General features: G+C 63.9%; 10 protein-coding genes. 1 reads left to right on the top strand and 9 read right to left on the bottom strand.

The annotated features are described in order from the left end of the window. Window positions 1–31: 31 nt before the first annotated feature. Window positions 32–1,276, bottom strand: a complete 1,245-nt coding sequence (locus ACFDSW_RS02155; RefSeq protein WP_375248629.1) for a cytochrome P450 — start codon at window positions 1,274–1,276, stop codon at window positions 32–34. Between the two features lie 192 nt (window positions 1,277–1,468). Between ACFDSW_RS02155 and ACFDSW_RS02160 the strand changes: the two genes are divergently transcribed. Beyond that, window positions 1,469–2,218 carry a glucose 1-dehydrogenase gene (locus ACFDSW_RS02160; RefSeq protein WP_375248630.1) on the top strand — a complete coding sequence of 250 codons (750 nt, stop codon included), beginning with the start codon at window positions 1,469–1,471 and terminating at the stop codon, window positions 2,216–2,218. A 37-nt stretch (window positions 2,219–2,255) separates the two neighbouring features. Here ACFDSW_RS02160 and ACFDSW_RS02165 read toward each other — a convergent pair whose 3' ends face one another. The 8 genes from ACFDSW_RS02165 to ACFDSW_RS02200 all read right to left on the bottom strand — a co-directional run. Next, complete coding sequence (locus tag ACFDSW_RS02165; protein ID WP_375248631.1) at window positions 2,256–3,494, bottom strand: MFS transporter; 1,239 nt, start codon at window positions 3,492–3,494, stop codon at window positions 2,256–2,258. 31 nt (window positions 3,495–3,525) lie between these two features. Beyond that, on the bottom strand, window positions 3,526–4,986 hold the full coding sequence (locus ACFDSW_RS02170) for a pyruvate carboxylase (protein WP_375248632.1): 1,461 nt from the start codon (window positions 4,984–4,986) through the stop codon (window positions 3,526–3,528). Between the two features lie 5 nt (window positions 4,987–4,991). After that, window positions 4,992–5,468: an acetyl-CoA carboxylase biotin carboxyl carrier protein gene (locus tag ACFDSW_RS02175; RefSeq protein WP_375248633.1), complete on the bottom strand. Its 477-nt coding sequence runs from the start codon at window positions 5,466–5,468 to the stop codon at window positions 4,992–4,994. A gap of 15 nt (window positions 5,469–5,483) precedes the next feature. Next, window positions 5,484–6,614: an acyl-CoA dehydrogenase family protein gene (locus tag ACFDSW_RS02180; RefSeq protein WP_375248634.1), complete on the bottom strand. Its 1,131-nt coding sequence runs from the start codon at window positions 6,612–6,614 to the stop codon at window positions 5,484–5,486. 9 nt (window positions 6,615–6,623) lie between these two features. Continuing rightward, entirely contained in the window at window positions 6,624–7,814 is a 1,191-nt protein-coding gene (locus tag ACFDSW_RS02185) for an acyl-CoA dehydrogenase (RefSeq protein WP_375248635.1), read from the bottom strand. A gap of 11 nt (window positions 7,815–7,825) precedes the next feature. Further along, window positions 7,826–8,620 carry an enoyl-CoA hydratase/isomerase family protein gene (locus tag ACFDSW_RS02190; protein WP_375248636.1) on the bottom strand — a complete coding sequence of 265 codons (795 nt, stop codon included), beginning with the start codon at window positions 8,618–8,620 and terminating at the stop codon, window positions 7,826–7,828. Beyond that, a complete protein-coding gene (locus ACFDSW_RS02195; protein ID WP_375248637.1) occupies window positions 8,617–9,444 on the bottom strand; it encodes an N-acyl homoserine lactonase family protein in 828 nt (275 codons plus the stop codon). The genes ACFDSW_RS02190 and ACFDSW_RS02195 overlap by 4 nt, the downstream gene beginning before the upstream one ends. Next, a partial coding sequence (locus ACFDSW_RS02200; RefSeq protein WP_375248638.1) for an OB-fold domain-containing protein occupies window positions 9,441–9,789 on the bottom strand: 349 nt, incomplete at its 5' end. The genes ACFDSW_RS02200 and ACFDSW_RS02195, both read right to left, overlap by 4 nt.

The raw sequence follows: 9,789 nt of genomic DNA on the forward strand, positions 1-9,789 counted from the left end.
TCGACGCCGATCGCCACCGCCCGGCGGCACGTCAGCGTGTCGCGGCGGCGTCCCACACTAGGTCGAACGGCTTGACCGTTCCGACGATACCGCTCGCGTAACCGACCGCATCCGGATCGGCGAGACGGAACTCGGGAATGCGAGCGAACCACTCCTTGAGGACGATTTTCATCTCCGTGCGCGCGAGATGCGCGCCGGGGCACGTGTGCGACCCTTTTCCAAAGGTCGAATGTCGACGACCGGCGCGCTTCAGCTCGAACGCCAGCGGGTCCCTGTTCATCGCTTCATCAAGCGCGACGACGATCGTGGGCGCCATCACCATGTCGCCGGCCGCAAGCTGTACGCCATCGAACTCCACCGGGTCGCGTACCTCGCGCGCGGACGAGACGACCGGAAAACGACGGAGGAATTCGAGCAGCGCATCGTCGATAAGGGAGGGATCCGCCGCGATGCGGCGACGCAGGTCCTCGTGACGTGCCAGGAACTGCATGGTGAACCCAAGCAAATTGACCACCGTGTCCAGGCCGCCGACCAGCACTTGAATGCAGATATTCTCAGCCTCGACGTCGGTGAGATCCCGGCCGTTTACCTGTCCGCTCACCATTCGGCTGATCATGTCTTCGCCGCCCTTGCCGCGGCGGGCCGAGATCACCGGATTGATATATTCGCGGAAGAGTGCCGAGACCTCCGGATAGGTCAGTGATCCATCAGGACGGGTAAACTGGTCGGCAAGATGCTTGAGCTTGGGAAGATCCGCGATCGGCAGATCGACGATCTGCATGAAGATGCGGACCGGCAATTGTTCCGCGAAGTCATGGACGAAGTTGCAGCGCCCCTTGGAACGAAATCCCTCGATCAGCTCGACCGTAAGATCGGTGATAACCTGATCCACGCCCTTCAGCGCTTTTGGCGAGAGATTGTCGTTGAGCAGATTGCGAAACGGTCGATGCTCCGGCGGATCCAGCGACAGCGGAATAAGCCGATAGGCCTCTCCCGCGGTTTCCTTGGGCACGAGTACGGTCCAGTTCGAAAACCGCTCGTAATCGGACATGACGGTGTCGGAGAGCTCGGCATTGAAGGCGATCCAGTGACCGCCATTGTGCGGTGTCCACATCAGCGGATGCGGAACCTTGCTCATCAGCCCGCGCCAATATTCATGGAAATCAACGCCCGCCGGCAGGTCACCGTAGATGTCGAAATCCATCACACGGTCCGCAGGCACGTTGGCCGGTCGGGCCACCTGCTGGTCGACGGGATCGATCGCTCCAACTTCCATGATGCAATGCCTCTCCGATGGGCGTCCACGCGCCGCTTCTTCACTCCGAGTGCAAAACTACCTTGTCCTCCCCGCCAAGGAAAGAAAAAAGAAAAATCGTCGGTTTTTTTTGCCGAGGAATGCACACCCCCTTCCTTTCGAGCGCAGGGCACGGCAGGATACCCGAACAATTTCCCAGATCAGGAGAGGGTGATGGCTCGGTTGGGGGGCAAGGTGGCAATCATAACGGGCGCTGCCCAGGGAATGGGGGCCGCGCACGCGCGTCGCTTTGTCGCGGAAGGCGCCAAGGTCGTGATCACCGACATCAATCGCGAAGCGGGCGAGGGGCTGGCGGCCGAGCTTGGAAGCGCGGCGATGTTCCACACGCTCGACGTCGCGAACGACGCCGGCTGGGCCGCCGTCGTCTCTGCCGCCAGGGAGCGATTCGGTCCGGTCACGGCGCTCGTCAATAACGCCGGCATCCTCGGCCCGGGCAAGCCCTGCGCCGAGCTGGACGAAGCGGATTTCCTGAAGGTCTGCGCGATCAATCAGACGTCGGTCTTCCTCGGGGCGAAGCATGTCATCCCATCGATGATCGAGGCCGGCGGCGGCTCGATCGTCAACATCTCCTCCATCTCCGGCATCGTGGCGATCTACGGCACACCCAACGTGGCCTATGCCGCAAGCAAATTCGCCGTCCGCGGCATCACCAAGCAGATCGCGATCGAATACGGCAAACAGGGGATCAGGGCCAATTCGGTCCACCCCGGATACATCCGCACGCCCATGATGACGGCGGCGCTCGACGACGAGCAGATCAAGATCGCCAGCGGCTCCGTTCCGATCGGTCGCGTCGGCGAGGTCGAGGACGTGTCGAATCTCGTGGTATTCCTCGCGTCCGACGAATCCGGTTTCGTCACTGGAACCGAACACATCATTGATGGCGGCCTGACAGCACTTTGATCGACGGAGGGCGCGGGCAAGCCCCTGCGCCCTTCCGCTACCCGTCCGTATCGAGGGGCTTCGGATACGGGCCCAGACGCAGCAGCCCCGCTGCCCCGCTCATCAGGAACAGAGCAGCCGCCAGGAAGGCGTATCGATAGCTGCCCGCGCTGTCCCTAATCAGTCCAAAGAGCAGGGGCGCACAACCAGCCGCGATGGCCACGAACACGAACAACCGTCCGTAAATGCGCGGGAAGTCGAATAGGCCGAAGTAGCGGGCGACAAGGAAGCCCAGCAGGTCAAGCTCAGTCCCCGCCGCCACGCCGATCAACGCTGCGGCCAGCGATGCCGTGACCACGCCGGGGGAATGCGCCAGGATCAGACTGCCGAGCGCTGCGGAGGTCAGCACCCCCAGCGCCACCGCCGGCGCCCAGAAACGGTCAACCAGCGCGCCAACGCCGATCCGGCCGGCGATCACCGCGACGCCGAACATGCCCATGACGGTAGCCGCGCTCCGCGGCGTAAGTCCTCCATCGACCAGGAGCGGTACCAGGCTCGGGATCGAGCCACCGATGGCAAGATAGATTGCTGCGGTGGAGCACCCCAATATCCAGAACCGCCGCGTCCGCACCGCCGCGCTCGCCGACATGCCGGCCAGGGAGGTCGCCGGGTGGACGTCGTCGCTGCGCCCGTCCCGCGGCAAAAAGGCGGCGCACAGAGGAAGCACGATAAGCGCCGTTACGGCGGCCAGCGCGACATAGCCGCCGCGCCACCCCCAGAGGGCGATCGCCCAGGAAGCGATCTGCGGCATGACGATGGAGCATATTCCCGTTCCCGAGAGCCCCAGTCCCAACGCCAGACCACGCGACGTCTCGAACCGCCCGGAGATCAGCGTATTCCAGGCGACACCCCCCGCCCCTGCCCCGAGCAGCGACATGGCGGCATATGCGAGATAGAACTGCCAGAGCGCGTCGCCGATCATCGCCGCTCCCAAAACGGCAAGGGCCAGCCCCGCCAATCCAGGCAACAGCGTCCGGCGTATGCCGAACCGGCGCACCATAGCGCCGGCCATGGGCGCACCCAAGACGCCAAGGCCGGTGCTGAACAGGATCGCCGCCTGGATCGCGCCCCGGCTCCATCCGAACTCGGCCCGCAGCGGCGCGACGAACAGGCCGATCGTATAGGGCGGCAGTGTCGTCGGCGCGCATGTAAGCCCGATGGCTGTCAACGCGACGAGGTGGCCACTCCGCCGCCATTCCTGACGCGCAGCGAGACGGGGCGCTGCGTCGGCACTCATGCCCGCAGGAAGGCGAGATCGGCGCCTGACATCATCGCTCCCGCCGCAGGCTGATGTTCAGCCCGGCCGATTTGATCTCGACCACCGGCATGGTGGCGACCTGCATCAACTTGCGGACCTGTTCGAGCTCCGGGCTGGAGAGCAGCGGATAGTCGCGGCGGACCGGCCCGGCAGCGCGCATCTTGTCAATGTCAGCCTGTGGGACGGTCGCACGCATGATGAGTTCGTCCTCGTCATCCGTGGCATATTGCTTCTTGAGGTCTTCCAGGCTGGGATCGGGGGGCGGATTGTCGAGGACCTCCTTCGCGCGGGGCGAACTCATGATCCGATCCATGACGTCCGGATCGACGGGCGCCACCGTCTCGCCATAAAAACCGGCGGCATATTGCACCACCTCGTCGGGAACAGTGCCATAGCGCTTGCCCGTCACGATGTTCAGCACCGCCTGGATGCCAACAAGCTGGCTGAACGGTGTCGCCATGCCGGGATAGCCCAGCTCCCGACGGACCTCGGCGACCTCGGCGAGGACGTCACCCAAGCGATCCATCATGTTGTGCTGGGCGAGTTGCGCCTTGAACGTGCCCATCATGCCGCCCGGGATCTGATGCTCGATCGAGAAGATGTCGTATTCGGCATGCTGATCGACGAGGAATCCCGCCGCCTTGCCCACCGCGCGAAAGTGATCCGCAACGGGCTGGAACAGACTGGTATCGAGCGAATGACTATGCCCCTTCAGCTCGATGTTGCGGGCCATCGTCTCCGTTGCGGGAACCGAAGGCCCGTTCGCCATCGGCATGCTCGCGGTGTGGAGCACGGACACGCCCAGATCGACCGCATCGAGATAGGCCTTCGCGGTTTGACCCAGCAAATTGTTAGCATGGAATTCGATCGGTTTGCCGTTCGCCGCCGCGACGATGCCGGGCAGAAGCGTCGATAGCCGCTCTTTCTCCAACACCCCCGCGGTATCGTAGAGAAGGATCGAGTCGACGTCAGGGCTTGCTGCGAGTTGCCGAACCTTGTCGGCGTAGTAGCTGTCCGTGTGTACCGGCGAGAGCGCGAACATGATGGCGGCGGCGACCTGCGCGTCAGCCTCCTTGGCCACCCTGGCGAGGCGAAGCATGTTATCCATGCCGAACAGCACGTCATAGATCCAGAACGAGCGCACACCGTGCGCGCACAGCCGGCGCACCCACAGATCCATCAACGCGCGCGGCGAAACCGAGAAGGTGACGTTGGCATTGGCGCGAAGACCCGCGCGTACCGGCGTCCGTGGCATAGAGGCTACCAGGAGATCGAGCCCCTCCCAATAGTTTTCCTGACAGTAACGGGTCAGGACGTCGAGCATACCGCCGCCGGTGAGATCAATCGTCTTGAACCCGGTCCGGTCGAGCAGCGGCGAAACCGGCAGTGCCATGCCAGCGCGCATCCGCAGGCCCCACAGACTCTGCTGGCCGTCACGCATAGTCTCGTCGAGAAATTCGATGTGCGCCATGCGCGTTAGTTCCCTTGCGGTTCGATGTAGAAGAGCGGCTGTCCGCCCTCGACCAGTTCGGCGTCCTGCGCGACGATCTCCCGCACGACGCCAGACACGCCGGCGGTGACGGAGGTGAACAGCTTCATGACCTCCAGCAGACAGATTTCGGTGCCGGGCAAGACGGGGTCGCCGACCTCGACGAACGGCGCCGATCCGGGCTTGGGCGAGCGATAGAAAGTGCCGAGGTTGGGTGCGACGATCGGAACCCATATCGGGTCACGGGACGCGATCGATGCCGGCGCTGCGACCGGCGGCATCGTCGGGCTTTCCGCGGGGACGGACGAGGCTCGCTCCGGCGCGGTTGCGGCTTCCGGGCGAGCCGTCGGATCGTCCGACAGCAACAGCGATACCGCGGCCGTCTCGATCCTCAATTCGCGCCAGCCGTGCGCCTTGAACACCTCCACCAACTGAGCAATGTCGCGTGCAAGAGGATCGCTCACCGCCCTTCCCCTGCCTCAGGCGGCATCGAGCTGATGGTCGGCCGCATCACCGGTAGCGGCCAGCGTCTCGACCAGAACGCGCTCGTTATGGAACGCGGCGTCGCCGAAACTATGCTCCAGCAGCTTGGCTCGACGCAGGAAGCGGTGCAGCCCAAGCTCCCAGGTGAAGCCCATTCCGCCATGGACCTGTATGGCCTCACTGCACACTTGCCGCGAAATCTCGCCACAATAGGCCTTGGCCATCGACGCGGCGCGTGCCCGGTCGGGTGCATCCTCCGCCACCGCCCAGAATGCGTAATAGGCTGCCGATCGTCCCGCTTCCACCGCCACCGCCATATCCGCGCAGCGATGCTTGATGGCCTGGAACGCGCCGATCGGCTGACCGAATTGCACGCGGGTTCGTGCATATTCGACCGCCGTATCCAGCATGCGGTGGGACAGGCCGATCAAGGCGCCGGCAGCGAACGTCGCGCAGGTATCGAGCAGCCGGGCGATGGCGCGCTCCGGCGCAGTCGCTCCGATGATGGCATCGCTACCGACATCGACCCGCTCGAACCTGATCGCGCAGGATCCGGCGGACGGATCGATGTCGTCATGCGGGCGCACGGCCACGCCGGCAGCCGTCCGGTCGACGAGGGCGAGCACGGTCGCACCACCCTGCCGCGCCGACACAAGAAAGAACTGAGCATCGGCGGCGTCCGCCACCAGAATCTTCTCGCCGCTGAGCCCGTCTTCGCCGATCGTCGTCGAGACGCTCGCAGGATCGTAGCCCTGATCGGCTTCCAGTGTCGCGATCGCGAACTTGCATGTTCCGGCTGCGATGCCAGGCAGATGGCGACGTTGCTGCTCCTCGCTACCGTGCCGGACGAGAAGATCGGTGACGGCCAGCGTGGAAAGGATGGACGGCGGTGCCAGTCCGGCTCCCAGCGCCTCGACGGCGAGCGCCACGTCCACTGCGTTGAGGCCAACGCCATCGAAGCGTTCCGGTACCATCAAGGCGAAGAGCCCCAGTTCAGCGAGGCCGCGCCAGACTTCGTCCGAATGTGGGCGGACCAGATCTGGTGCGGTCAGCGCAGGATAGTCGACGAGGAGCTTGGCGACCGTATCTCCCAGACTCTTCTGGTCCTCATCGAAGCCGAAATTCATGATTGCCCCCTATCGCGGCAGGCCAAGCATACGCTCGCCGATGATGTTTCGCTGGATTTCAGACGACCCCGAATAGATCGTGAATGCCTTGGACTGCAGCCAGCTAAGCTGGAACAGCCCGGCACGAGCCGAATCCCGGTCATTACCGGCCAACGGCGCCGTGGGCCCGAGTGCGTCGAGCGCGGTTTCGTACATCCGCTGCGCAGCATGGCTCCAGTACAGTTTGATCAGCGACGCATCGGGCCCACGCTCCTCACCGTTCAGATACTTGCTGAAGGTCCGAAGCGAGTTGAGCCGCATCACCTCGACCTCGATGATCGACTTGGCGAGCGCCTGGCGCGTCGATGGTTCGTCGATGGCCCGGCCATTGCCACGACGCTGCGTTGAAAGCGTGTCCAGCAGCTTGTCGAGTTCCTGCTTGAAGCGGATCTGCCGCCCCAGGGCATCCTCGGGACCACGCTCGTAGGCGAGTGTCGTCATCGCGATCCGCCAGCCATCGTTCACTTCGCCCACGATATTCTCGGCGGGCACGATGACGTCGTCAAAGAAAGTTTCGTTGAACTCGCTCTCACCCGAAATCTGACGCAACGGCCGGATGGAGATACCGGGGGACGACATGTCGATCAGCAGAAAGCTCAACCCCCTGTGCTTGGGGGCATCCGGGTCGGTCCGCACCAAGGCGAAGCACCATTGCGAATACTGCGCGAAGCTCGTCCAGATCTTCTGGCCGTTGACGATGAAATGATCGCCGCGCCGCTCGGCACGGGTCCGCACGGAGGCAAGGTCGGATCCGGCGTTCGGTTCGGAAAAGCCCTGGCACCATACCTCGTCGGAAGAGATGATCTTGGGCAGAAAGCGCTTCTTCTGCGCCTCCGTGCCGTGACGCAGGATCGTCGTACCAGCGAGATTGTGGCCGATGATGTTCAGTCCCTCCGGGGCCTGGGCTCGGGCCATCTCCTCCGCGAAGATCGCTCGTTCGATCAGCGTCGCGCCACGCCCGCCATATTCCTTGGGCCAGTTGATCCCGGACCAGCCTCCCGAGTGCAGCTTCCGCTCCCACTGCAAGCGGAACATGGCCCGTTCATCCTCGTCCTCCGGCTCGAAGACCGTCTCGCCCCAGCCTTTCGGCAGCGCGTCGGCGAGCCAGTGCCGCAACGTCATGCGGAATTCGGTTTCGGCGGGCGTGTAGGCGAAGTCCATGGCAGGCTTCCTCAGCGGCGCGCGGCGGCGGCAAAGTCGGGTGCGCGCTTCTCGCGGAACGCGAGCACGCCCTCCTCGTACTCGGGCGTCAGATACGCGATCGTCTGCGCGTAGGATTCATACTCGAGCATCTGGTCGATCGTGGCGTTGGTCGATTTGTCGAGCAGCGTCTTGGTCATCGCGATCGCGGTCGGCGAGGCCGCCGTGATCTTGCTCGCGATCGCCCGCGCTTCGTCCAGCAGGCGATCGTGCGGCACGACATGATTGACGATCCCGAGCGCCTTCGCCTCCTCAGCCGACACCTTGCGGGCGGTGAAGCAAAGCTCCTTCGCCTTGTTGATCCCGATGACGCGACCGAGGAGATACAGCCCGCCCAGATCGGGCACGAGCCCCACGCGGGCGAACGCCTGAATGAAGCTGGCCTGCTCGCTCGCGATGATGAAATCGCACGCTAGCGCAATGTTGAACCCGGCGCCCGCCGCAGCGCCGTTGACCGCGGCGATCACCGGCTTTTCGAGCCTATACAGCGGCTCAAGGATGTCCTTCAGGATCCAGCGATGTCGGGCGCGACGTTCCAGCGGCGTGGCGTCATCCTTTCTCGCCTTGAGATCAGCTCCTGCACAGAAGCCTCGACCGGCTCCAGTGAGGATGACGCAGGCGACGTCGCGATCTGCGGCGATACGAGGGATGAGATCCTGCAGCTCCTGATACATCTCGTCCGTCGTCGCGTTCATGGCGTCCGGGCGGTTGAGAGTGAGCGTCGCGATACGATCGCTGACCTCGTATAGAATAGTCTGGTAGCTCATCGGGATGCCTCCATCGGCGCGTGCGCCAGGTCGCCGCTGGTCGACTCTGGACAGGCGAACCACTCGTCCGGCATCTGCCGGGGTATACGGAAATCATGCGCCGGAACGACGATATCGGCATGAGAGAGAACCCGTCTCATCGACGCTGTGAAATCACGCTCGCTCTCGCTGCGAATGCTGCTCGGCAGCAGGGCCCCCGCCATGAAGCGCATGGGCTTGTCGCTGGCGCGGGGATCGTCCGGGAACCAGTAGCGATAATGATCCCCCAGATCGGTCACGAGCGCGACCTTGCCTTTGGCCGTCGTGATGATCGGCACTTGCATGGCGGGCGTATGACCCGGCGTCTTGAGCAGGGTGATACCGTCGAGAAAGTCGACATCGCCATCGACGAGACGAAGCTTGGCCGGCCGCTTGCGACCGAGAAGCTCGGTAATCGTCTCGCGGAAGTAGTAGATGCGCTGGGTCGGGGTGGGCTCGATCGCATGGAAGAGCTCATCCCGCTGCACGACCACGCAAGCATCAGGAAACAGGTCGAGATTCTGTGCGTGATCGAAGTGAAGGTGCGACAGGACGACATAGTCGACGTCGGCCGGTTCCAGCCCCTCGCGCGCCAGCCCCTCGATCAGGGGGGCATGACCTCCGCCGATCCCCTCCACTTTCAAGCGATGTCGCAATGTCTCGGCATCGACCATCCCGGAATCGACGAGAATGGTGGCGCCACCGCCGCGGACCAGCCAGCAATGGATCGGATCGCGGACGATGGTGCCGCCCTGCGGCACCATCAGCTCGCCGATGCGCAGCGTCGTGATCGTGTAGGTGGTCACTCGTCGATGACCTCGAACCGCTCGATGTCGCGCAACGAGCCAACACGCTCGCCCTCACGCCAGACAGCACGAACGCGCGTGCCCGGCTTGATCCGCTGCTTGGCGGACTCAATGTCATCGATATCGATCATGTGAATCATCTTCGTCGACGCGCCGTCGAGGACGATCTCCGCGTAGACATAGGGCGGCGGCCGGGTCTGACCGAGGAATTCCAGGTTGATGATCGAACAGGCGCGGATCGTCCCGGTGTCGAGACAGGTCTTCCAGGTGCCCGTCCGCTTGTGCGAGATGTCGTCCGCCTCGCGCGGCGGCAACAGCGCGGAATCGCTGTCGGGCAGGCGCACC

Source organism: Sphingomonas sp. (assembly GCF_042091075.1).
Lineage (GTDB): Bacteria > Pseudomonadota > Alphaproteobacteria > Sphingomonadales > Sphingomonadaceae > Sphingomonas.

Excerpts from the sequence above, each read along its gene's own strand:
- ACFDSW_RS02155 (WP_375248629.1), bottom strand. The coding sequence starts at position 1,276 with ATGGAAGTTGGAGCGATCGATCCCGTCGACCAGCAGGTGGCCCGACCG.
- ACFDSW_RS02160 (WP_375248630.1), top strand. The coding sequence starts at position 1,469 with ATGGCTCGGTTGGGGGGCAAGGTGGCAATCATAACGGGCGCTGCCCAG.
- ACFDSW_RS02165 (WP_375248631.1), bottom strand. The coding sequence starts at position 3,494 with ATGAGTGCCGACGCAGCGCCCCGTCTCGCTGCGCGTCAGGAATGGCGG.
- ACFDSW_RS02170 (WP_375248632.1), bottom strand. The coding sequence starts at position 4,986 with ATGGCGCACATCGAATTTCTCGACGAGACTATGCGTGACGGCCAGCAG.
- ACFDSW_RS02180 (WP_375248634.1), bottom strand. The coding sequence starts at position 6,614 with ATGAATTTCGGCTTCGATGAGGACCAGAAGAGTCTGGGAGATACGGTC.
- ACFDSW_RS02185 (WP_375248635.1), bottom strand. The coding sequence starts at position 7,814 with ATGGACTTCGCCTACACGCCCGCCGAAACCGAATTCCGCATGACGTTG.
- ACFDSW_RS02190 (WP_375248636.1), bottom strand. The coding sequence starts at position 8,620 with ATGAGCTACCAGACTATTCTATACGAGGTCAGCGATCGTATCGCGACG.